Origin of the sequence: Raoultibacter phocaeensis, from assembly GCF_901411515.1 — a bacterium.
GTDB lineage: Bacteria > Actinomycetota > Coriobacteriia > Coriobacteriales > Eggerthellaceae > Raoultibacter > Raoultibacter phocaeensis.
Window position 1 is genome coordinate 431,359 of record NZ_CABDUX010000002.1, and the last position, 24,232, is coordinate 455,590.

Genomic DNA, 24,232 nt, shown 5'->3' on the forward strand with positions numbered 1-24,232 from the left:
TCCTTGAACATGATACATGACCTAAACAGTCAGCAATAGGCGATAGTATAGCGTATCCTCGCGAATTCCTGCCATTCAGGTATGTTTTCAGGATGCCGTGTGCTTTCGGACCGCCGAGCATCGCTTTCTGTCGTCTATGAGAACCTGCTCGTATTCGTTCACGCTTCCACCATAAAAACTGGCCGTTTGCCGATGGGAGCGACCGCGGCAAGCTGCCCGTTGCCCTCGTCGCATAAAGCGAAGAATTCCTACTGGTATCATGAATGCCGTGTATCCGATCAGACGAAGAGCTCTGAGTGGGGTTGAGGTTTAGGTGACGCTACGGCGCATCGCAAGCCGACGGTCATCGAAAGCTTCCGATCAGAGCATAATCCCTTCAAAGGAGAGGTGTATGACGAGAGAACTGAAATCAATGGACGGCAACAATGCTGCTGCGTACGTCTCCTATGCGTTTACGGAGGTAGCAGGCATTTACCCCATTACCCCGTCGAGCCCTATGGCCGATTTGGTGGATCAGTGGGCCGCTGCCGGACAGAAGAACATCTTCGGCACCACGGTGAAGGTATGCGAGATGCAGTCCGAGGGGGGGGCTGCCGGCGCGGTGCACGGGTCGCTTGCCGCAGGCGCGCTGACCACCACCTATACCGCCTCGCAGGGTCTGCTTCTCATGATCCCCAACATGTACAAGATCGCAGCTGAAATGCTGCCGTGCGTGTTCCACGTCAGCGCGCGTACGGTTGCCACCCAGGCGCTTTCCATCTTCGGCGACCATTCCGACGTTATGGCATGCCGCCAGACCGGGTTCGCCATGCTCGCCGAAAGCAACGTGCAGGAGGTCATGGACCTGTCTGCCGTCGCGCACCTCGCCGCCATCAAAGGCCGCGTGCCGTTCATCAACTTCTTCGACGGCTTCCGCACCTCCCACGAAGTGCAGAAGATCGCCGTGTGGGACTACGACGACTTGGCCGAGCTGTGCGACATGGATGCAGTCGCGGCGTTTCGCGACCATGCGCTCAACCCCGAGCGCCCCGCCATGCGCGGCAGCCATGAGAACGGCGACATCTTCTTCCAGCACCGCGAGGCCATCAACGGCCACTACGACGCGCTGCCCTCCGTCGTCGAAGAGTACCTGCACAAGGTGAACGAGAAGCTCGGCACCGATTACGAGCTGTTCAACTACTACGGTGCTCCGGACGCCGATCGCGTGATCGTGGCCATGGGCTCGTTCTGCGACGTCGTCGAGGAAGTCATCGACTACCTGAACGCGCACGGCGAGAAGGTCGGCCTCGTGAAGGTGCGCCTGTACCGTCCGTTCGTGTCCGAGAAGTTCGTGGCCGCGCTTCCCGCCACGGCAACCAAGATCGCGGTCATGGACCGCACCAAGGAGCCCGGTTCGGTGGGCGAGCCGCTCTACATGGACGTGGTCAACGCACTCGCTCAGGAAGGCCGCACCGATCTCACCGTCGTCGGCGGCCGCTATGGCTTGGGTTCGAAGGACACCCCGCCGTCTTCGGTGTTCGCCATCTACACGGAGCTCGAGAAGGACGCTCCCGCCCGCGAGTTTACCGTCGGCATCGTTGACGACGTGACGAACCTGTCCCTGCCCGAGGATCCGGCTTCCCCCAACACCGCTGCAGAAGGTACCATCGAGTGCAAGTTCTGGGGTCTCGGCGGCGATGGCACGGTGGGTGCGAACAAGAACTCCATCAAGATCATCGGCGACCACACCGATAAGTACGTGCAGGCCTACTTCCAGTACGATTCGAAGAAGACGGGCGGCGTGACGATCAGCCACCTGCGCTTCGGCGATTCGCCCATTCGTTCCACCTATTACATCAACAAGGCCGACTTCGTGGCCTGCCACAATCCCTCGTACGTGACCAAAGGCTTCCGCATGGTCAACGACGTGAAGCCCGGCGGAGTCTTCATGATCAACTGCCAATGGGATCTCGAAGAGCTCGAACATCACCTGAATGCCGAGGCGAAACGCTACATCGCCGAGAACGACATCCAACTCTACACCATCAACGCCATCGACCTTGCCCAGGAGATCGGCATGGGCAAGCGCACGAACACCATTCTGCAGTCGGCGTTCTTCTCGCTTGCGAACGTCATGCCGCAGGAAGAGGCCATCCAATACATGAAGGATGCTGCCACCGCCTCTTACCTGAAGAAGGGCCAGGAAGTCGTCGATATGAACCACCGCGCCATCGATGCCGGTGCAACGGCCTACAAGAAGATCGAGGTTCCGGCTAGCTGGGCGCAAGCGACCGACGACGGGGGAGCGCCCGGGCTCGTCGGCCGTCCCGAGGTGGTCACGATGGTCAACTCCATCATGGAGCCTGTGGGCTGCATGGACGGCGACAGCCTTCCCGTCTCGGTGTTCGCGGCGCATGCCGACGGACAGTTCGAGCTGGGTGCTGCGGCGTACGAGAAGCGCGGGGTCGCCGTTACCGTTCCCACGTGGGATGCATCGACGTGCATCCAGTGCAACCAGTGCTCGTTCGTGTGCCCGCATGCGACCATCCGTCCGTTCGCGTTAACCGCTGAGGAAGCGGCTTCGGCCCCCTCGGCTACTAAGCTCGTGCCGATGAAGGGCAAAGGCAACGAGGGCTATCAGTACACGCTTGCCATCTCGCCGCTCGATTGCATGGGTTGCGGCGTCTGCATCGGCACGTGTCCCACCGATTCGCTCGCAATGGTTCCCACTGAGGGCGAACTTGCGCAGCAAGAGGTGTTCGACTACTGCGTGCAGTCCGTGGCCGATAAGCCCGAGCTGGAAGACGTGAGCGTCAAGGGCAGCCAGTTCAAGCAGCCGCTCCTCGAGTTCTCGGGAGCCTGCGCCGGCTGCGCGGAGACCGCGTACGCGCGCCTCATCACCCAGCTGTTCGGCGACCGCATGTACGTGGCGAACGCGACCGGCTGCTCGTCGATCTGGGGCGGGCCTGCGGCGACTTCGCCGTATACGGTGAACAAAGACGGACACGGACCGGCATGGTCGAACTCGCTGTTCGAGGACAACGCCGAGCACGGCTTGGGCATGCTCCTCGGCCATGAGGCGGTGCGCAGCAAGCTCGTTGCCGACACCGAAGAGCTCGTGGCGGGAGATGTCAGCGAATCCGTCAAACAGGCCGCTCAGGCGTGGCTCGACTCCATGAACGAGGGAGATGCGAGCAAAGAGGCATCCGCTGCGTATGCGGCCGAACTTGAGAAGGTCGCAGCAGGCGATACGGGTGCGGCCAAACTCGCTTCCGCCATTCTCGAGAACAAAGAGTATCTCACCAAGAAGTCCGTCTGGATCTTCGGCGGCGACGGCTGGGCGTACGACATCGGCTACGGCGGCCTCGATCATGTGCTCGCTTCGGGCAAAGACGTGAACGTGTTCGTGTTCGACACCGAGGTGTATTCCAACACCGGCGGCCAGGCCTCGAAGGCTTCCAACATCGGCCAGGTCGCCCAGTTCGCGGCTGCGGGCAAAGATATCAAGAAGAAGAGCCTCGCCGAAATCGCCATTAGCTACGGGTACGTGTACGTGGCGCAGGTTGCCATGGGCGCCAAGCCCGCGCAGACCCTGAAGGCCATCGCCGAAGCTGAGGCGTATCCCGGACCGTCGCTCATCATCGGCTACTCGCCCTGCGAAATGCACTCCATCAAGGGCGGCATGGCCAACTGCCAAGACGAGATGAAGAAGGCCGTCGATTGCGGCTACTGGAACCTGCTTCGCTTCAATCCCGCCGCCCCGGCCGGCAAGAAGTTCGTGCTCGACTCCAAGGAGCCTGCGGGCGGATACAAGGAATTCCTCATGAATGAGGCGCGCTACAGCCGCCTGACGCGTGAGTTCCCCGATCGCGCGAACGAGCTGTTCGAGCGTAACGAGAAGGCGGCAATGGATCGCTACGACCACCTTCTGAAGCTCAAGGAGGTCTACTCCGAGGCGTAAGCCTCGGCGTGCGGAGATAAGAGAAAGAGGCTTGTCGCAAAAGCAAGCCTCTTTTCTTGTATAGTATGCAGATGAATCAGTAACCGTGTACGTATCAAGGAAGGAAAGAGGGACCCAATGGCAGAATTACCCCTGATCTTGGGCCTGGTAGCCGGCATCATCGCAGCCGTCTACGCAGGTGTCTTGATCACCCGGATCAACAAGATGCCTGCAGGCAATGAAAAAATGCAGAGCATCGCCGCGGCCATTCAAGAAGGAGCGATGGCGTATCTCGGCCGCCAGTACCGCACCGTCGCCATCGTCGGCGTTATCGTTGCCATCGTACTGCTCGTTCCCGGCTTCATGGGAGTATCGGGCTTCGGCATCTGGACGGCAATCGGCTTCATCGTAGGCGGCGTCGCATCGGCTGCAGCAGGCTTCATCGGCATGCGCATCTCGGTTGCGGCGAACGTGCGCACGGCTGAAGCGGCACGCACGGGCCTTGGACATGCCCTGCGCGTGGCGTTCCAGTCGGGCACCGTCACCGGCATGTTCGTCATCGGACTCGGGATTCTCTCGGTGTCCGTCATGTCGTTTCTCGTGCTGACGGGCACGGCACCGTTTGCTGCGCTCGTGGGCCTCGGCTTCGGCGGTTCGCTCATCTCGGTGTTCGCGCGTCTCGGCGGCGGCATCTTCACCAAAGCCGCCGACGTGGGAGCCGACCTTGTGGGCAAGGTCGAAGCAGGCATTCCCGAAGACGATCCGCGCAACCCCGCCGTTATCGCCGACAACGTGGGCGACAACGTGGGCGACTGCGCCGGCATGGCCGCCGACCTGTTCGAGACCTACGTGGTGACCACGGTTGCCGCCATGCTCATCGGCAACCTCGCCTTCGGTGCCGAGAACATCGTCGTGTCGCTCGGATTCCCGGTCGTGATCGGCGTCGCCTCCATCATCGCCTCGATCATCGGCACCGTGTTCGTCAAGATGAGCGAGAACGGCACCATCATGGGCGCGCTGTACAAGGGCCTGTGGATTTCGGCCATCCTTGCCATCGTGGCGTTCTTCCCGATCACGAACTGGATGCTCGCCGACGTCACCGTGGTGAACACCGGGCTCGCACCGGCCGGCATCACGCCGTTGTCCATTTGGATCTGCGCCGTTATCGGTGTCGTGCTTACTGCGGCTATGGTCTACATTACCGACCATTACACCTCGTCTGAGAAGAAGCCGGTCGAATCGATCGCGGAGGCTTCCGTGACTGGCCACGGCACGAACGTCATTCAGGGCCTCGCTGTCGGCATGGAGGCTACCGGCCTGCCGATCCTCGTGATCGTCATCGCAACGCTGGCGAGCTTCTTCCTTGGCGGCATCTTCGGCATCGCCGTCGCTGCGCTTTCGATGCTTTCGATGGCGGGCATCGTCGTCGCTATCGACTCGTTCGGTCCCGTGACCGACAACGCGGGCGGCATAGCCGAGATGAGCGGCCTGCCCGAGAGCGTGCGCGAGAATACCGACGCCCTCGATGCGGTGGGCAATACCACCAAGGCCGTCACCAAAGGCTACGCTATCGCATCGGCGGCTCTTGCGGCCGTGGTGCTGTTCGCTGACTTCACCCACACGGTAACCGAAGAAACGGGTGCGGCGTTCACATTCGACCTCGCGAACCCCTTCGTGCTCATCGGCCTGTTCATCGGCGGCCTTCTGCCGTATCTGTTCGCCGCCCGCGCCATGACGAGCGTCGGCAAGGCCGCAGGCGACGTCGTCGAGGAAGTGCGCCGTCAGTTCAAAGAGATTCCCGGCATCATGGAGGGTACGGGCAAGCCCGATTACGCACGTTGCGTTGATCTTGTAACCAAGGCCGCGCTGCGCGAGATGGTGCTTCCGGCCATGATCCCGATCGGCACGCCCATCCTCATCATCGTCGTCGGCTTCATCTTACAGGCCGTCGGCTACGACCAGGCGTTCGAATTCACGACGCTCGTGTTAGGCGGAGCGCTTGTGGGTACCATCATCACGGGTCTGTTTGTCGCCATCTCCATGACGAGCGGCGGCGGCGCGTGGGACAACGCCAAGAAGCTCATCGAAGAGGGCAAGTTCGGCGGCAAGGGCTCGTTCGCCCATCAGGCTGCCGTCACCGGTGACACGGTCGGCGATCCGTACAAGGATACCGCAGGTCCTGCGCTGAACTCTATGATCAAGGTGTTCAACATCGTTGCGCTTCTGCTGGTTCCGCTTTTGGCGCTTCTGGCATAAAAGCTTGCACCGAAGTTTGTTTGAAAAGGCCGGCAGCGCTGAGCTGCCGGCCTTTTTCTATGCGGTGTCGTGCCGACCTTCGACAAGATCGATGAGCTCTTGATGGGTGTGCACGTCGAGCTTCGCATAGATGTGGCTCACGTGGGTTTTCACGGTGTTGTACGAGACGACGAGCTTCTCTTGGATGAACCGCGCGTTGCGCCCCTGCGCGAGCAAGCTGAATATTTCGTCTTCGCGCGCGGTGAGTCCGTGGGCTTCGCTCAGCAGACGGCAGCGTTGCTCGAAATCGGCGGGCCGCTCGCTCGGCGAGAGGGGCGCGGCGGGTTCCACCTTGCGGATCGTGTCGCCGAAGCTGAAGTTGCGCTGCGTTGCCAGAATGTACACCACGAGGCCGAACACGATGCAGGCGGAAACGGTTGCGATCACGCCGTAGTCGATGTGGTAGTACTGGTTTGCGAGCCGCCCGAAGTTCGCCCCGATGATCGTTCCGAGCGATGCCATAGCGGTTCCCCAGGTAAGAACCACGAGCGCGTTGGCAACGTTTTTCGCGGCAAGCGCGACGAGCACGAAGTACATGAGAATCTCGAAGAGCCCCGTGCCGCTGCTCAGGAGGTTGCTTGCGATCAGATCGTTTTGTGTGCCCGCGATCGAGGGGACGAGAAACCCTGCGATGCTGAACAGAATGGAAACTCTGAACAGCGCATCCGGATCGAGGGGTTGCTTTCTCGCGAGCCGCACGAGCGCGTAGACGCCGAGCGGAAGGAGGGCGAGCAGCGGGAAGATGGGCACGCGGTCGGTTTCGGCGAACGTGAGCGTGTATCCGTATATGAACCGGAAGATGATGAGCGTGACGAACACCTGATGGACGAACGGCAGGTAAGAGGCAGGTGAGGTGACCGCCGCGTCGGCAGGGGGATCGGCTGCGAGGATCTGCCGTAAAACGGGTCGGGCCGACGAGGCGCAGAGGGCAAGGGTGACAAAAGGCAGCGCGACGAACAGAAGCAGATTCGCTTCGATAGGAAGCAGCGGGAACAGTATGCGCAGCGCATATGACGCGAAATAGGCGAACGCAATGCCTATCCCCAACGTGCGCAGATCGAGGCCCATGCATGCGACTCCTACGAGGACGGCTGCAAGGCTGATGCCGATGGTGATGACAGATGCTCCTGCAGCGAGCACGAAAAACGAATCGAGATACAGACCCGCAAGCGTGAGGATGGCTCCTGCGACGAGCGTGGCGAAGATTCCCGGGAAGAGGTGCTTTTTGAGCAGTCCCGGCTTCCAACGGGCTACGATCGCCATGACGATGAGTCCGATGCCTCCCGCTGCGGCGCTGATTTCGCGTGTCCAAGGCGATACAGCGTCGAATAGGGGAAATGCGCAGAAGTTCAAAAGCCAGTACTCGGTGAACATGAGCACGAGAGCGGCAAAGCACGCAGCTACGCGCTTTATCCGCTTTTTCGCGACGCTTCGCCCCGTGCGCTCATCGCGTCCTGCTGCGGCGACGTGCACTCTGCTCCTCCTCGGGTAACGACTTCTATTTCATCGCTTCATTCTAACAGGGTGATACGGGCGAAACGGCGCATTCAAGCCAAAATCACCCGAGTCGTATGATGAAAAAGGAGCTCCCGCGACGCTACGTTTGTATGCGTCGGATGCGGTTTCGGCGCAAGCGGAGCGCAATCCGAAGGAAAGAAAACGGTATGCAAGGGAGGAAACGATGAAGCAGGAAACCATGCAGAAAAGTGGGATGAGCCGCCGGGCGTTCTTGGGGCTCGGTGCCACGGCAGCCGCGCTGGCGGGTGCGGGGCTTGCGGGGTGCGCCCCAGCTGCACCGTCCGCGAGCGCCGAGGGAGGAAGCGGGGCCGCTGCAGCAACCGATTGGCTCGGAGCCGAACCCGAAATAGCGGAAAGCGATATCGTCGAAACCGTCGACACCGAGGTGCTCGTATGTGGGGCGGGAACGTCGGGTTTGTTCGCTGCGTGCTCTGCGGCGGAAGAGGGTGCCAAGGTCGTATGCCTCGAGAAGGGCTCCATCGGCGGAGGCGTGCGCGACAACCTCGGCTCGATCAACAGCCGTCTTCAGAAGGAAGCGGGCGTTGAAATCGACGAGAACGAGATCTGCAACGACCTGACCCGCTACGCGAACAACTACTGCAACCAGCGCCTGTACCATATTTGGGCTCAGAACTCCGGCGAGGCGATCGACTGGTATCAGGATCGACTCGAAGAGGCGGGTTTCGAGCTGTTCTTCGAGGGCGCCGAGAATGCGAAGCCGTCGCGCTACAAGCACTGGCCGACGGGCCATATCCCCAGCTGGCCCGCTGATGCCGAATTCGCCGGGCTCAAAGACGTCGTCAACGGCAAGATCGTACTCGGCGACTATGCGAAAGAGAAGGGCGTCGATTTCCGTTTCCTGACGCCGCTTGTCAAACTCGTGAAGGAAGGCGATAAGGTCACCGGTGCCATTGCGAAGGGTCCCGACGGCTACATCAAGATCAACGCCTCGAAGGGCACCGTGGTGTGCACGGGCGGCTACGCGCGCAACGAGGACATGCTCAAGGCCTTGCAGCCTCAGACGCTCAGCAAGTACTCGCTGTCCATCGCCATCGATGGAACGACGGGCGACGGCATCAAGTCGTGTCTGTGGGCGGGTGCGCACATGGACGAAGCGCACACGGCGATGGTGTTCGACCGCGTTGCCGTCAAGCCCGACGAGTACGGTGGAGCTGAAACGGTGGGGTCGCTGTTCTGGATGGGTTCGAACCCGTGGCTCAAGGTCAACCTCAACGGCGAGCGTTTCACCAACGAATCGGCTCCCTACGACTACGTGCTCAACGCCGCCATCGCGCAGCCGCATCATACGGTTGTCGATATCTGGGATGCGGACTACGCGACTTACCTCGAGCAGTTCGACATCCACGGATGCGCCCGCGTGTATCCTTTCGACAACGGGGCTCCCACCAACATGACGCTCGAAGTGACGCAGGGCATCAACGAAGGCCTTATCGAGAACGGCTACATCGTTGTAGCCGATACGATCGAGGAGCTTGCCGAGGGCCTCGGCATTCCGGCGGACAATCTGAAAAAGACGGTCGATCGTCAGAACGAGAACTTCGACAACCAGGTCGATCCTGATTTCGGCAAGGAGGATTTCCGCCTGTCCGCCATCCGCACGCCTCCGTTCTACGGCGTGCGCACCTCGGGCTACATGCTCTGCACGCTCGACGGCATCACGATCAACGAGAATTTCCAGGCTGTTGACGAGGGAGGCAACGCGATCGAGGGTCTCTACGTTGCCGGCGTCGATTCGGGATCGTATTTCGCCCACACCTACCCGAACATGTCGACTGGCCACTGCTGCGGCCGATCGGTCACCTTCGCGCGTATGATCGGCAAGGCGCTCGCCGCGAAGTAGCATGTGCGCAGATGCATGTCTCGAAGAGCATCTGAACCGTTTGGCAAGGCCCGTGCGCATTTGCGTGCGGGCCTTGTTTTTAGAGGCGGGCCATGCCGATTGGCAGGATCCGTTTTCGATTTCTGAGTTCAACCCAGCTTGTATGCTGACGCGATACGTCCTGTATAGAACATCGAACGTAGTGTACGGTATGGGAACCATGCTGTATTAATATAGATTGTAATCTACATTTACCATAAATTGGTATATGATGTAGATCATAATCTACAATAGGAGCATGATATGGATGCACTACGCTATAGTCGCCCTCGCTATGAAAAACTGCTTAACCACTATCTCGACACCGAACAGGTGAAGGTGCTCAAGGGCATACGGCGGTGCGGTAAATCGGTGCTTCTCGAAATGCTTGTCGAAGAGCTGAAACGTCGTGGTATTGAAGATAGAAATATCTTCTACAAACGCTTCGACCTGTTCGGGCTGCCCGCCGTGCAAGAAGCGGATGCTTTGCAGAAGGAAATTGAGGCAGCCCTGCAGTTGATCGATGAGGGATCTGCCTTTTATGTCTTTCTCGATGAGATACAAGAGGTCGTCGGATGGGAAAGAGTGGTACGAGGACTGCATGCCCAACCTGGCGTTGACATATACATAACGGGTTCGAATGCTGAGCTTTTTTCTTCCGAGCTTGCTACCTTGCTTTCGGGTCGCTATATCGAACTTGAGATCTATCCTCTTTCGTTTACGGAGTACCTGCACTTTTGGGAAGAAGCCGGGCTGCCTGCTCGGGATACGGAAAGCGCGTTTCGGCTCTATCTGCTTTACGGAGGCATGCCAAGCCTGTTTTCGCTGAAAACCTGGGATGAGGAAGATATTTTCAGAGAGTTGATCAGCATCTACAACACGGTGGTACTAAAAGATGTAGCTCAAAGGCACAAAATTCGCGATCTCGCATTGCTCGAGCGACTGGTGAAGTACATCTTCTCTACTTCCGGAAATCTGCTGTCAACCCGAAGCGTTGCAAATTACTTAACCAGTTCAGGAGTAAAAACAGCATACGAGACCGTAGATTCGTATTTGTACGCACTTGTACAGGCTTTGATACTGCATGCAGCACCGCAGGGGGGATTGCAGGGAAAAGAGCTATTGCGTCCGCTGCAGAAGTATTATCCGGCTGATACGGGACTGAGAAATCTTGCGACGAACTTCAGGTTGCAAAACATCGGATTCCAGTTGGAAAACGTGGTTTACATGGAATTGCTCCGCCGTGGATACGCCATCGAGGTCGGCACGCTCGAAAAGGCGGAGATCGATTTCGTCGCGCAACGCAGAAGCGAGCGCCTTTACATTCAAGTTTCGGAGACGCTCGGCGACGAAAAAGTCTTCGAGCGCGAGCTTGCTCCGCTCAGGGCGATTAGGGATTCTTTCCCTAAAGTGGTGCTCACAATGGATAAACTCCGTGTCGGAACAACCGAAGACGGTATTTTGGTGGGCAGTCTTCTTGAATGGCTGCAGCAAGAGGAGAAGTGAGCGGAGCATGCAAGCTACAGGAGCAAACGGCGACTCCGTGTGCTTTACTCTGGCTGTGAGCTGAGCGCCTCTTCGCAAGCGTCAATTAATAATTCGGAAAGGTATAATTAAGAAAGTCTCAAGGGTGAAAACATAGCCATTAATCTTTGCGGCTCGTAATCTCGATACAGACACCGAACGTGTCACTCCTGGGGGTATTCACAAGGAAGAGGAGGATCAATGACGAGCTATCTGGAAACAATAAGAGAGTCTTCGGGCATGAGCCGAAGGAATTTCCTGAAGGCGAGCGCGGCCGCTACGGCGGCACTCGCGGTTTCGGGCGGACTTGCGGGATGCGCGAACAAAGTCGAACCCGCCGATGCGACGACTGACAATGGCGAAACCGTTCCGGTTGACGGGCAGTGGATTACGGCAGCGTGCTGGCACAACTGCGGGGGACGCTGTTTGAACAAGGTGCTCGTGAAAGACGGCGTGGCAATTCGGCAGAAAACCGACGATACCCACGAGGACAGCGCCGATTATCCGCAGCAACGGGCCTGCCTTCGCGGCCGTTCTCAGCGCAAGCAGGTGTTTTCGGCCGACCGCATCAAATATCCCATGAAGCGCAAAGGGTGGAGCCCCGATAATCCGCAGGGCGAGCTGCGCGGTAAAGACGACTGGGAGCGTATCGAATGGGACGAGGCACTAACCTATGTAGCCGACGAGCTGAAGAAGGCGAAGGACCAGTACGGTAATCGCTCCATTTTGGCTATCGGCTCTGAGATCGGGCGCGTGCTGACGCTTTTCGGTGGCTACACTGCAACGTGGGGGACGGGATCATACGGTTCGTTCGCGCTTACGGCGGGCATTATCGGTACCGAAACGTGGTCGGGCGGCATCAACGATCGAATCGACATGCGGGAAAACACCGAGCTGTTCGTCATGATCGGATCGAATCCGGCATGGAGTTCGGGCGGGAATCCGACGTTCCATATGCTGCAGGCGAAAGAAAACGGAGCACGGTTTATCGCTATCGATCCGTACTATAACGATACCTACGAGGTGCTCGGTGCCGAATGGCTGCCGATCCGTCCCGGTCAGGACACCGCTTTCCTTATCGGACTCGCCTATGCGCTCATCGACGGCGATGCGCAAGGCAAAAGCCTCATCGATTGGGATTTTCTGACTACGCACACGATCGGCTTCGATGCCGAGCATATGCCCGAAGGAAGCGATCCGCAAGGCAATTTCAAGGACTACGTACTCGGAACATATGACGGTCTGCCGAAAACGCCCGAGTGGGCCGCGGAGCTTTGCGGTATCTCGGCGGATCGCATACGTCAGCTTGCCGAAGAAATCGCGCCGAGCACGGCCGTGGCGCTTATGTGCGGATGGGCGCCAGCTCGTACCCACAACTCCGATGGGTTCCCTCAGGTGTTCTCGACGATCGGAGCGATGACGGGGCATATGGGGAAACCGGGGCATATGACCGGAGTCAACTGCCATAGCGCTGCTGGTAACGGCGGCCCTTCGCTTGTTAATCCGGGTCCTTCCGGGGTAGCGGCAATCAAAGACGTCCCTGTCGATGACAGTATCAACAAGACCGAGGTATGGAGGTCGATACTGGAAGGGCAATACACGTGGAATGGACGCAACGGAACCGTGACCATGCCCGCCGATGCCGATAAAGCTCCTTCGGAGGTACGCGATATCGACATCCATGTGATCTATCATGGGGGAGGCGCCACGCTCCAAACGACCGACGCCATGTCAGAAGGTATAGAAGCCCATCGCAAAGTCGACTTCGTCGTGTCGCACGCGCAGTTCCTCACGACGAACGCGCTCTATTCCGACATTATCCTTCCCGTTACAACGTTGTGGGAACGGCCAGGCGGCTTTCTCACGGGAAATCGTGAAATGCTCATCATGTACACGCAGGTGACTGAACCGCTCTTCGAAAGCCAAAGCGACCAGTGGATCGCACGCGAGCTGGCCAAGAAGCTTGGAATCGACGAAGGTGCCGTGTACGATATCGACGAGAACCAGCAGTTCTTCAATACGGTTGCCGGAGCGACTTACGTTGAAGAAGACGGCACAACCGCATCTCCTTTGGTGACGATCACGCAGGAGGATATCGACGAATGGGGCGTTGAGGGTTCGCCTCAGGAAGGTGTGATCGGATTTCAGGAGCTCAAGGAAAAGGGCGTATATCAAATCGAGCGCAAACCGGGCGACAACTACGGATTCGTTGCCTACAGCGGCTTCGCGAGCGATCCTGAGAATAATCCGCTTCCCTCGCTCTCGGGTAAGCTCGAAATCCACTCGGCACGCCTTGCCGAAATCGTGAACGGTATGGGTTACAGCACCATCGAGCCCGTTCCCACCTATATTCCGCAAGTATGCGGATACGAAGACACGTTCGCCGATTATGCGACGGGTGAGAAAGGCGAGTACCCCTTCCAGATATTCAACATCCATTACCTGCGCCGTTCGCACACGGTGTTCGACAACATCCCCTGGCTGCGTGAAGCATGGGAGAACCCCGTGTACCTCAACGCGCAGGATGCTGCCGAGCGGGGCGTCGCCGCAGGCGATACCGTGCACGTTGCAAGCCCCTACGGCACGGTGCTGCGCAAGGCGACGTTGACCAATCGCGTGATCCCCGGTGTCGTTATGCTACCGCATGGAGCCTGGGTCGATATGGATGCTGCCGATGAGAACGACACCGCAGGAGCCGATAACGTCATCTGCGGAGGATGTCCGACGGGTCAGGGTGTTTCGGGATGGAACACCGCAATCTGCAACTTCGAAAAGTACACCGGCGAAGCGCTTGTCGACGATAGCGAGCGTCCGCAGCGCATCATCTGCGAATAGCGAATGGGGGAGATCATGGGAAGAAAAGGATTCTACTACAATCAAAATGCCTGCATAGGGTGTCGTACCTGTCAGGTTGCCTGCAAGGATAAAAACGATTTGGACGTGGGCACGCTGTTTCGCACCGTTACGAGCTACGAGACGGGCATGTTTCCCGAGGCACACGTGTATCACTACGCCGCAACGTGCAACCACTGCGAAGAGCCGGCATGCGTTGCCGTGTGCCCGAATGCCGCTACGTACATAGATGAGAACGATGGTACGGTACAGCACGACGACGAGAAGTGCATCGGGTGCCAGTACTGCGTGAAGGCGTGTCCGTACGGGGTGCCGCAGTACATCGAATCGATTCAGAAGACCCATAAGTGCGATGCCTGCATCGGACTCCGGTCGACGGGGGAGAATCCGGCTTGCGTCGCCGCCTGCCCCATGAGAGCGCTTGGTTTCGGAGACATCGAAGAGCTGAGAAAGATCTATCCCGATAGCGTGAGCGACATCGCCATCCTGCCCGATTCTTCACAGACGAACCCGTCGGTTGCCATCGATGCGAAAGCGACGGCGCTCAAGCCCGATCCGGTTTCAGTAACGCTCTAAGTTTTTGGGAAGCTCAAGCCGTGGCATCGGATACTCGATGCCACGGCTCTTTCGTAAGGGGGAGTCATGGACGAGGCAATCGATGTGCTTCTGTGCAATCGGAGTTTTCTGTATTCGTATCTGAGTCGGGCGTTTGCAGCTGAGCCTGATGAAGCGTTTCTCGAAATCGTGAGAAACGGCCATGCGCAGGAGGCTTGCGCGCTGCTCGGCGGTGAATGCGAATCGCTGCACCGCGCCCTTGTCTCGACGATAAGCAGAAGCTTCGATATCGGCGAAATACAAAGCGAGTATGCGAGGCTGTTCGTCGGTCCCGCCAAGCTGCCTGCACCTCCGTGGGAGTCGGTGTACGCAACGGGGGAGCCCCTCTTGTTCCAAGAAAGCACGTTGGCTGTTCGTGAAGCGTATCAAAGCGCAGGATTTCAAGCAGCTGGGTATCCGCATGAAGCAGACGACCACCTTGCGACGGAGTTGAGTTTCATGGCGGCCCTTGCAAAGAAAACGAGCTTTGCGTATGCGACTAGCGAGTACGTGCGATTGCATGAATTGCTTGCTGCGCAGATCGATTTTCTCGAGCATCATATCCAAGTATGGTTCAGGCCCTTCGCCGAACGCCTCAAGGGGCAAGACTCCTCGGGGTTTTATCCGTCGTTCGCTGCACTGGGCGCTTTAGTGTGTGAGTGCGACAACGCGGTTTTGAGGGAGATTCGATCTTTCGTGTAGTACTATAAGCTTCAGGGGGATCGCTATGGGAAACGTCACGCTGAAAACGAAGTTCGTTGTGCTGATATCGGCTCTTGTCGCCGTGTCGCTGTTTGCCAATCTTGCGTGGACCTCGATGAACAAGCGCGCCCAGATGGAAAGCGAGCTGCGCGAGAAAGGCGAGGTGCTTGCGCAGCAGATGGATGCGATGTGGGAGTTCATGGCGTCGAACCAAGACCGGCTCGAGCAGATATCCTACACCGAAGACGGGGTGTATCAGGGGCTTCACTGCGCCATCGTCGGCCGCAGCATCGGGCTTCTGTTCACATCGCAATCCGAGTATGAAACCAAGTTCGTGAACTTCAACCCGCGCAACATCGGCGATGAGCCCGATGAGTTCGAAGCTGCTGCGCTTAATGCGTTCATGGATGAAGGCCGCACCGAATACTACGCGATGACTGAACGCGACGGTAAGGAGGTCTTCCGCTACTCGGCACCCATGCGCATCGAAGAGAACTGCCTCGACTGCCACGGCGAGCCTAAAGGCGAGATCGACGTGACGGGATTTCCGAAGGAGGGGTGGACCATCGGCGATGTCGGCGGTGCCATCAGCATCACCATGCCGCTTGACGTGTACATGGAAAGCGAGCAATCCGCCATCGTGCAAGACGTAATCTTCTTCGGCGGCATGCTCGCGTTCTGCCTTGTGGTCGTTTATCTGGCGCTCGGATACCTTGTAACGCGGCCGCTCAATAAAATCCAGGCTGCGGTCGAGCAGATCCAAACCGGCAACCTCGATGTGGAGCTTGCCTACACCGAATCGTCGCGCGAGATGAACACGCTCACAGCCGATTTCAATCGGATGGCCGAGGAGCTGTCGACCATCTACGGCAACCTCGAAACGCAGGTGGAAGACCGTACCGCCCAGCTTGCCCGAGCAAACGACGTGCTCGAGCGGCAACGTGCCCAGCTCGAAGAGGCTAACGACCGCTTGCGCGGCGAGAACCAGTACAAATCCGACTTCCTTGCCATGATGAGCCACGAGCTGCGAACGCCGCTCACCTCCATCCTTGCGTTCGCCGAAATGCTCAACAAGGAAAACGATCCGAAAGACGAGAAGGAAGCGGAAACGCGCCGCGAGATCGAGGCGAACAGCCGCGCGCTTCTGTTCATGATCAACGACATTTTGGAGATGAGCCGCCTCGATGCGGGCAGGATAGAGATGAATGTGGAAACGGTTGATTTAGGGGATGTCGCGGGGCTCGTGCAGTCGGTCGTGCAGCCGCTCGCTAAGCAGAACGGTATCGAATTCACCTGCGATATCGATGCCGATGTCCCGCTCATCGTGGCGGACTTCGAAAAACTCCGCCACGTGCTCGAGAACCTTGCGGGCAACGCGGTGAAGTTCACGCCGCGCGGTGGGTCGGTTCGTTTGGCGATCAGCTACCATCCCGAATGCGACGAAGTGTGGTTCAAGGTAATCGACACGGGGATCGGCATCGCGAAGAAAGATCAGAAGCGCATATTCGAACGGTTCGTGCAGGTCGATTCTTCTGCTTCGCGCAGGTACAGCGGAACGGGTCTCGGCCTCGCTTTGGCCAAGGAGTACACCGAAATGCACGAAGGTACCCTCTGCGTCGAAAGCGCACCGGGAAAAGGCAGTACGTTCACTGTGAGGATTCCCGCCGATCCGGATGGCAGCGAGGGGGCGAGGGGTAGATGACCCAAGCAAAGATCATGCTCATCGATGACGATGAGAGCCTGCACGTGCTTATCAGGCGGCTCACCGAAGAGGCGGGCTACCGATTCTGTTCGGCGTACGGGGGAGAAGAAGGCCTCAAGGTGCTTGCGTCCGAAAAACCCGACCTGCTTCTGCTCGACGTGATGATGCCGGGTATGAACGGGTTTGACGTGTGCCAGACCATGCGCGAGGGGGGCAGGCGCATCCCGATCATCTTTCTTTCCGCAAAAGGCGACATCGTCGACAAGTCGATCGGTTTCAAAGCCGGCGGCGACGATTATGTGGTGAAGCCGTTCAGCTCCGACGAGCTTCTGCTGCGCATCGAAGCGCATCTGCGCAGGCATAAATCGGACCTCGCGTTCGCCAAGGCGATTACGCGCGAGGGAAGCAACGTCACGGGAGATGTCGAGGTGTGCTTCAACCGTTACGAAGTGCGGCTGCGCGGCGAGAAAGTGGATTTGACGGCGAAGGAATTCGAGATACTTGCGCTGTTGGCTGCAAGTCCCGGCCAAGTGTTTACACGTGCTCAGATATTCGAGCACATCTGGGGCGAGGGAAGCGATGTCGACGAGAACAGCATCACCGTGTTCATCCGCAAGATTCGCGAGAAGATCGAAGACAACCCCTCGCAGCCGAGGTATCTGCTTACCGTATGGCGCGTGGGGTACAAGTTCGCCGAGAGGGTGTAGGGCGAAAACTTCGCCGAGTAGCCGATAAAACCGCTCGGTTTATTCTGAGGTGCCTTGACGGTCGCGCATCGGTGCCATAAAGTGGTGGTTGAACCATTACCGATCTCATGAGAAAACCGAGGTGTCGGCCGCATTGAACACGCATGAAGCGTTAGAGTCTTTCGACCTTGATCCGCGCCTCTTTTACGATGCGATGGCGTTCAGCACCGAAGATTATCTGTACGTCATCGACATGAAAACCGATCGAGCGCTCGTATCCGAGAACATGCAGCAGGACTTCGGTCTACCCGATCGCCTGTTCGAGGGGCTTATCCCGCTTTGGAGAGAACTGATCGCAGGGCGCGATCAGCAGAGCTTCGACGACTCCATCGATGATATGCTGTGCGGAAAAACCGATGTGCACGATCTCGAATACCAGGTGAAGAACCGCAAAGGCGAGTACATTTGGGTTGTGTGCCGAGGACTTTTGAAACGCGACGGGGAAGGCGAGCCCGCCATGTTCGCGGGCGTCGTCACCAATCTCGAGCGTAAGGGCAAGGTTGATCCCACGACGGGGCTGTTCATGCACGACAAATGCCTGCACGTGCTCGATCGCATGCTATCGCGCGGGGGTGCACGGGGCGGCGTGCTGCTGCTCGGCCTCGATGATTTTTCGCGTATCAATTCGCTGAACGATCACACGTTCGGAGATGTCGTACTGCGCGTATTCGCCCAGAGCGTACAGCGCCTTCTGCCCGACGAAGCCTCGATGTTCCGCTTCGACGGCGACGAGTTCGCAATCGTCGTCGACGGAGTCGATCGTGCTGGCATGGAGGAATTATACCGAGCCGTCCACGCGCTCGCCAACCGCCAGCAGTCCATCGACGGCACTGTGTACTTCTGCACGGTATCGGGCGGCATCGCGATGGCCGGCGAAGATGAGTGCAGCGGATCGGATCTCCTTAAACGCGCTGAGAGCGCGCTTGAGGAAAGCAAGCACAGCGGCAAGAACACGGTTTCGTTCTTCTCCCCGGTGACGACTGAGAAGAAACTTCGTCGCCTCGAACTGAGCGACCGTCTGCAGGCTTCGGTGCTTGACGGCATGCGTGGGTTCTCGGTGTCCTACCAGCCGCTCGTCGATGCCGCCACCTTGGAGATCGGCGAAGCGGAGGCGCTGCTTCGGTGGGGTGCCGAAGGGCTCGGTCCGGTCGGCCCCGACGAGTTCGTTCCCGTGCTCGAATCGTACGGGTTGATTGGGCAGGTGGGCCGCTGGGTTCTCGATCAGGCTATTGCGCAGTGCGCCGAGTGGAACAAGCTTCGCCCGGGATTCGTCATGAACGTGAACATATCCTACGTGCAGCTGTTCGACCGCGATTTCATCCCGAACGTCCAACATTCGCTCGAAAAGACCGGGCTCGACCCTGCGCAGCTTGTTCTCGAGATGACGGAAAGCTACTTCGTCACCGATTTCGATGCACTCAAATTGACGTTCGATCGGCTGCGCAGCCTCGGCATCAGGCTCGCGATGGACGATTTCGGAACAGGCTACTCGTCGCTTGGCATGCTGTCGCAAACACCTGCCGACATCGTGAAGATCGACCGGGTGTTCATCCGAAACATCCACGCCGAAACGTTCAACCGCTCGTTCATCGATGCAGTCATCGACCTGTGCCATAGCGTAGGCATAGAGGTGACCGTCGAAGGCGTCGAAGCATCGCCCGAACTCGATACGGTCCGTTCGATCGGAGCCGATTGCATCCAGGGGTTTTTGGTTTCGAAACCCGTTTCGCCCGACGAATTCCAAACACGGTTTCTGGCGTAGTGCAGTGCCCGCTGTGGGATCCCGCTCGAAGGGCATCGTTTTGTCTACGGCTGTAGAAGTTCGATGAGGTCATCTTCGGTCAGGCTCGCAAGCGATACGCCGGCATCGCCTGCGCCGATCACCCGATCGGCGAGCTCGCTCTTGGCCTCCTGGAGGTGCAGGATGCGCTCCTCGATCGTGTCTTTGGCGATGACCTTGTATACGCTGACCATGTTCGATTGCCCGATGCGGTGCGCACGGTCGGTCGCTTGGGCCTGCGCAGCGGCGTTCCACCACGGATCGGCATGAATGACGATCGAGGCTCCCGTGAGGTTGAGGCCCGTCCCGCCTGCTTTGAGCGACATGAGGAACACCGGCGTATCGTCTTCGTTGAACGCGTTCACGAGTTCGAGGCGCTTTTTCTTCGCAGTCGCGCCGGTAAGGGTGTAATACGGCGCGCCGATGCGGTCGAGCCGCTCGGCGATGAGCGAGAGAAAGCTGGTGAACTGCGAGAACACGAGCACTTTCTCGTCTGAATCGCACGCTGATTCCACGAGTTCCACCACGGCATCGAGTTTTGCCGACGTACCCTCGTAGTTCTCGTACAGCAACCGGGGATCGCAGCAGAGTTGGCGGAGTTTCGTGAGCTCGGCGAGCACCTCGACCCGATGTTCTCCCGACCGCTTCTCCTTACGGTTCTTGTGCTGCTCGGTCAGCGTTTCGCGCAACTGCTGCTCGTGGGCGGCGTAGAGGCGGTGCTGCTGTTCGTCCATCTGCGCGTAGAATACCGATTCCAATTTATCGGGCAGATCGCGCAGCACCTCGGCTTTGAGCCTGCGCATCATGAACGGTCCGACGAGCGCTTTGAGGCGCGCAGCCGCTTCTTCGCCGCCGCCCATGACGGCGAGCTCGAAACGCTCGCGAAAGCGCATGGAGGAACCGAGCAAGCCGGGCATCAAGAAGTCGAAAATGCTCCAAAGTTCGCTCAGGCGGTTTTCCATGGGGGTCCCCGTCAGCGCAAGGCGGTGGCGGGCGCGTATACGTTTCACGCTTCTCGTCGTGAGCGTGGCGTGGTTTTTGATGTATTGCGCCTCGTCGAGTACGCAGCAGTGGAAGTCCTTGTTGCTGTACTCGTCCGAATCGATGCGGACGAGGTCGTAAGAGGTTACGAACACGTCGATGCCGCGCTCGGCGCGGATGCGCGCGCGTTCGCGCTTCGTGCCCGCGATCGGTTTTACCTGAAGCTCGGGTGCGAACCGCTCAAACTCCGCGATCCAGTTGTACACGAGTGAAGCGGGGCATACGATAAGGCTCGGGCCAACGGCGCTCGCTTCGTCTTTATTCGCAAGCAAAAGCGCAATGAGCTGAGCCGATTTCCCCAACCCCATCTCGTCGGCTAGAATGCCGCCGAATCCGCATTCGAGAAGCATGGCGAGCCACTGAAATCCCCCGACCTGATACGCACGCAAGACGCCTTCAAGGGAGGGCGGAATGCGACGGCGCGATGTGTCGGGAGCTTTGAAGCGCTCGACGTAGCGGGTGAACGTCTCGTCCCTGCGAGCGTCTTCGAGCTCTTCGTCAAGGTAGAACGCACGAAACGAGGGCAGCTCGACGGTGCCTTGGCCGAGCTGCTTCGCCGTGATTCCCAGATCCGCCGCGATGCGGTCGAGTTCGGCTACGTTGCTCTGCGCCAGATCGATGAAGGCTCCGCTGCGCAGGCGGTGGTATCTCTTGCGCTTTTTGTAGCTGGCGAGCAGCGCCGCTATTTCGGAGGCCGGAAGATCGTCGGAAGAGACCGTGAGGTTGATGAGATTGCCGGCAAGCGAGAGCCCGAAGGACACGCGGGGTTTACGGTCGGTGATGAGTCGGTCGAACGCCTGCGTGGTGAACACCTCGCCGATCTCTTTGAATTCCAGAAGGCCACCGAATACCAGGTTCGCCACATCTTCGTCGTTTTCGAGGGGTATACGTTGATCGGGGTAGCGGAAATACCGGTTGACGAGGTGCGTTGCCAGGGCCTCCACGCGCTCGTCGCGCAAGGGGCCGGGCGTTTGTTCGTCCGCTTCGACCTCGTCGATGAGGTTGTAGCGTCGCTCGCCGTACAGGGCGAACACTTCGCAGGAAACACCCTGTTTGTCTTTATCGAAGTAGAATGCGAGGTGGCAGGGAACGGGGCGGTACGCGTCGATTTCTCGCGGGGCCTGCACGCGCAGCGCTCCCTCGATCTTCGGTAGCACCGTAGCGCAGAAAAGGGGCATGTCGGCGCATGCGATAAACAGCCGATCGTCGTCGCTGTCATACACGGTCCGAAGAAAGTCGGCGCAGGAGGAACAAGCGGGCGAGCAGCGGTAGAACGCATCGCCGAGCCATACGTACATACGCTCGCCGCTCGCTGCGAACGGAATTGGATCGGCGCGAACGAGGGAATAGCCTGCGTCCCCTACTTTATTCAGCTTGATCTCGATGGGGGGATCCTCGTGCTCGACGTGGGCGCGCGTGTTCGCACGCACCCCGTAATCGGTTCCCTCGACGAGAAACGTCGTTCCGTCGAGCGCATCGATAAGCTCGATGAGCTCTGCTTCGGATAAATCGAGGTCACGGCCTGTATCGTCGCGGCCGCGGTAGCGCCACAGTGCTGAGCCGTTCGCGTAATCGCGCACCGAGACGGCCTTGTCGATGAACCGCGCAACCGCCTGCCCGCGTTCGGTGAACAAGGCAGGCGTATGGGTGAATGCGAGTTTCTTGCCGTAGGAGTAATGCTCGGCTTTGCGCATGCGGCTTGCGAATTCCGAGATGCTTTTGACAACATAGGAACCGTGGGGTCCCGCAACCTTGAAGTGCGCGGTCCAGCTGCCGTATCCGTACCCGATGATGGTTTCGAGCTCGATGGATCCGAGCTCTTCGGAAGTTTCGGCCTGCCTGCTGCGCTCCATGAACGCGGCGATGCTCGCCGATGTGGCAACCTTCGCGCGGCGCTCCTGAAATCCCATAAAACTTTGGGGTGCATCGTTGTAGGTGAGCACGAGGGCGGCGCAGTGCTTGCACATCCCGTCGAACGATTCGATGGCGGGGCAGGTGCATGAATAGTCGAGGATGGCGTCGTCTTCCTCGTCGAACACAACGAGGGTGCGGTAGCGTTCGTTCCAGCCTTTGCTGCTTACGAAAAAGGCGCTCACGGTGGTTTCTACGCCGTCGTGGCGGCACTGTTTCGTGAGGATGCTCCGGTTCGAGGCCGCAAGGTGCCGTGCGCGCTCCAATGTGCGTGCGAGGCAATGCTGGCTTATTTCATCCTCGGATATCATGGGCACCTTAAAGTGCTGCCCGCAGCATTCTGCGGGCAGTTCGGTCGAACGGGTTTTGCTGCGCTGCTCTCGTCACGTTATCGGGCTTCGAGCAGCTGTTCCACTGCCGCGAGCTTCACGCAGCACACGAATACGTCCATCGCCTCTTCGAGCTCCTCGAGCGGCGGCAGGGTGGGGGCGATGCGGATGTTGCTGTCGGCCGGATCGTTTTTGTACGGGTAGGTGGCGCCTGCGCCCGTCATCACGACGCCCGCCTCTTTTGCAAGTCCGACGATGCGCTTCGCGGTTCCTTCGGGAGCATCGAACGAGATGAAGTAACCGCCGCGCGGATTGCTCCACGCACCGCATCCGGTGCCTTCGAGCCCTGCACCGAGTTTCTCGCACACGAGCTCGAACTTCGGGCGCACGATGGCGGCGTGTTTGGCCATGTGCGCGGCAAGGTCGTCTTCGTCCTGGAAGAACCGCACGTGACGCAGCTGGTTGAGCTTGTCGTAACCGATGGTCTGCACGCCCATGCGTTTTTTGATCTCGGCGATGTTCTCGGGGCTGGCTGCCATGGCCGAAATGCCCGCACCGGGAAACGTCACCTTAGAGGTCGAAGCGAATTTGAAATAGCGGTCGGGGTTGCCCGCCTCGATGCACGCGTCGCCGATGTCTTTGAGGTGGTCCTGTTCGGATGCGTCGTCGTAAAGGTGGTGTACGCAGTAGGCGTTGTCCCAGAAGATGCGGAAGTCCTCTGCCGCGCACTCCATGTTCGCCAGACGCTCTACGACTTCGTCGGAGTAGGTAACGCCGCCGGGGTTAGAGTACTTCGGAACGCACCAGATGCCCTTGATCGATTCGTCTTCGGCGACGAGGCGCTCGACTTCGTCCATATCGGGACCGTCGGCGAGCATGGGTACGGTGATCATCTCGATGCCGAACGCTTCGGTGACGCCGAAATGGCGGTCGTAGCCTGGGGTGGGGCAGAGCCACTTCACCGTGTCGAGCGTACACCACGGTTTCGATCCGAGTGTGCCGAACGTCCAGCAGCGTGCAACCGTGTCGTACATGATGCTCAGGCTCGCGTTGCCGAATACGATGACGTTGTCGGCTTCGTCGTCGAGCATGGAAGCCATGAGCGCCTTCGCTTCGGGCAGACCGTCGAGAACGCCGTAGTTGCGGCAATCGGTGCCGTCTTCGCTTCGGTAATCGGCATCGGAGGCAAGGATGTCGAGCATCGGCATGCTCAGATCGAGCTGTGCGGCGGCGGGCTTTCCGCGGGCCATGTTGAGCTTGAGTTCCTTGGCCTTGTAGCCTGCGTACTCCTCTTCAAGCTGCGCATGCAGCGTTTCCAATTCGGCTGCCGATAGGTCCGCATAGGTTGACATCGTGATTCCTTTCACCGTCTCGCCCGATAGAAGCAACAAAATGAGGTGGGATACTCCACTGAGTTAAAGTATAATCCCACCGTATTG

13 protein-coding genes are annotated in these 24,232 nt (G+C 58.9%); 10 read left to right on the top strand and 3 right to left on the bottom strand.

Annotated elements, in window-relative coordinates; genetic code table 11:
* The first annotated feature begins 391 nt into the window (after positions 1-391).
* Entirely contained in the window at positions 392-3,940 is a 3,549-nt protein-coding gene (gene nifJ, locus FJE54_RS09675; RefSeq protein WP_139652588.1) for a pyruvate:ferredoxin (flavodoxin) oxidoreductase, read from the top strand.
* A 117-nt stretch (positions 3,941-4,057) separates the two neighbouring features.
* Positions 4,058-6,175: a sodium-translocating pyrophosphatase gene (locus tag FJE54_RS09680; RefSeq protein ID WP_139652589.1), complete on the top strand. Its 2,118-nt coding sequence runs from the start codon at positions 4,058-4,060 to the stop codon at positions 6,173-6,175.
* A 57-nt stretch (positions 6,176-6,232) separates the two neighbouring features.
* On the opposite strand, the gene FJE54_RS09685 is transcribed toward FJE54_RS09680, so the two are convergent.
* Complete coding sequence (locus FJE54_RS09685) at positions 6,233-7,687, bottom strand: helix-turn-helix transcriptional regulator (protein ID WP_139652590.1); 1,455 nt, start codon at positions 7,685-7,687, stop codon at positions 6,233-6,235.
* Between the two features lie 208 nt (positions 7,688-7,895).
* Between FJE54_RS09685 and FJE54_RS09690 the strand changes: the two genes are divergently transcribed.
* From FJE54_RS09690 to FJE54_RS09725, 8 genes are all read left to right on the top strand, one after another.
* The gene (locus tag FJE54_RS09690; protein ID WP_255467339.1) at positions 7,896-9,593 is read left to right on the top strand and encodes an FAD-dependent oxidoreductase; all 1,698 of its coding nucleotides are present in this window, start codon (positions 7,896-7,898) and stop codon (positions 9,591-9,593) included.
* A 282-nt stretch (positions 9,594-9,875) separates the two neighbouring features.
* Positions 9,876-11,117, top strand: a complete 1,242-nt coding sequence (locus FJE54_RS09695; RefSeq protein WP_139652591.1) for an ATP-binding protein — start codon at positions 9,876-9,878, stop codon at positions 11,115-11,117.
* A gap of 219 nt (positions 11,118-11,336) precedes the next feature.
* Positions 11,337-13,970 (top strand): molybdopterin-dependent oxidoreductase, encoded by a 2,634-nt coding sequence (locus FJE54_RS09700; protein ID WP_139652592.1) that lies wholly within the window; start codon positions 11,337-11,339, stop codon positions 13,968-13,970.
* Positions 13,971-13,985: 15 nt separating this feature from the next.
* Positions 13,986-14,564 carry a 4Fe-4S dicluster domain-containing protein gene (locus tag FJE54_RS09705; protein WP_139652593.1) on the top strand — a complete coding sequence of 193 codons (579 nt, stop codon included), beginning with the start codon at positions 13,986-13,988 and terminating at the stop codon, positions 14,562-14,564.
* Positions 14,565-14,630: 66 nt separating this feature from the next.
* Positions 14,631-15,284 (top strand): TorD/DmsD family molecular chaperone, encoded by a 654-nt coding sequence (locus FJE54_RS09710; RefSeq protein WP_139652594.1) that lies wholly within the window; start codon positions 14,631-14,633, stop codon positions 15,282-15,284.
* 25 nt (positions 15,285-15,309) lie between these two features.
* Positions 15,310-16,986: an ATP-binding protein gene (locus tag FJE54_RS09715; RefSeq protein ID WP_139652595.1), complete on the top strand. Its 1,677-nt coding sequence runs from the start codon at positions 15,310-15,312 to the stop codon at positions 16,984-16,986.
* Positions 16,983-17,693, top strand: coding sequence for a response regulator transcription factor (locus FJE54_RS09720; protein WP_139652596.1), 711 nt, complete (start codon positions 16,983-16,985; stop codon positions 17,691-17,693). The genes FJE54_RS09715 and FJE54_RS09720 overlap by 4 nt, the downstream gene beginning before the upstream one ends.
* An 88-nt stretch (positions 17,694-17,781) precedes the next feature.
* On the top strand, positions 17,782-19,494 hold the full coding sequence (locus FJE54_RS09725; RefSeq protein WP_255467341.1) for a bifunctional diguanylate cyclase/phosphodiesterase: 1,713 nt from the start codon (positions 17,782-17,784) through the stop codon (positions 19,492-19,494).
* A 44-nt stretch (positions 19,495-19,538) separates the two neighbouring features.
* On the opposite strand, the gene FJE54_RS09730 is transcribed toward FJE54_RS09725, so the two are convergent.
* Positions 19,539-22,775, bottom strand: coding sequence for a DEAD/DEAH box helicase (locus FJE54_RS09730; RefSeq protein ID WP_139652597.1), 3,237 nt, complete (start codon positions 22,773-22,775; stop codon positions 19,539-19,541).
* A gap of 77 nt (positions 22,776-22,852) precedes the next feature.
* Positions 22,853-24,145, bottom strand: coding sequence for an aspartate aminotransferase type Ic (locus FJE54_RS09735; RefSeq protein ID WP_139652598.1), 1,293 nt, complete (start codon positions 24,143-24,145; stop codon positions 22,853-22,855).
* Between the last annotated feature and the right edge of the window lie 87 nt (positions 24,146-24,232).

Excerpts from the sequence above, each read along its gene's own strand:
- FJE54_RS09720 (WP_139652596.1), top strand. The coding sequence starts at position 16,983 with ATGACCCAAGCAAAGATCATGCTCATCGATGACGATGAGAGCCTGCAC.
- FJE54_RS09680 (WP_139652589.1), top strand. The coding sequence starts at position 4,058 with ATGGCAGAATTACCCCTGATCTTGGGCCTGGTAGCCGGCATCATCGCA.
- FJE54_RS09700 (WP_139652592.1), top strand. The coding sequence starts at position 11,337 with ATGACGAGCTATCTGGAAACAATAAGAGAGTCTTCGGGCATGAGCCGA.
- FJE54_RS09715 (WP_139652595.1), top strand. The coding sequence starts at position 15,310 with ATGGGAAACGTCACGCTGAAAACGAAGTTCGTTGTGCTGATATCGGCT.
- FJE54_RS09695 (WP_139652591.1), top strand. The coding sequence starts at position 9,876 with ATGGATGCACTACGCTATAGTCGCCCTCGCTATGAAAAACTGCTTAAC.
- FJE54_RS09690 (WP_255467339.1), top strand. The coding sequence starts at position 7,896 with ATGAAGCAGGAAACCATGCAGAAAAGTGGGATGAGCCGCCGGGCGTTC.
- FJE54_RS09710 (WP_139652594.1), top strand. The coding sequence starts at position 14,631 with ATGGACGAGGCAATCGATGTGCTTCTGTGCAATCGGAGTTTTCTGTAT.
- FJE54_RS09730 (WP_139652597.1), bottom strand. The coding sequence starts at position 22,775 with ATGATATCCGAGGATGAAATAAGCCAGCATTGCCTCGCACGCACATTG.
- FJE54_RS09705 (WP_139652593.1), top strand. The coding sequence starts at position 13,986 with ATGGGAAGAAAAGGATTCTACTACAATCAAAATGCCTGCATAGGGTGT.
- FJE54_RS09735 (WP_139652598.1), bottom strand. The coding sequence starts at position 24,145 with ATGTCAACCTATGCGGACCTATCGGCAGCCGAATTGGAAACGCTGCAT.
- nifJ (WP_139652588.1), top strand. The coding sequence starts at position 392 with ATGACGAGAGAACTGAAATCAATGGACGGCAACAATGCTGCTGCGTAC.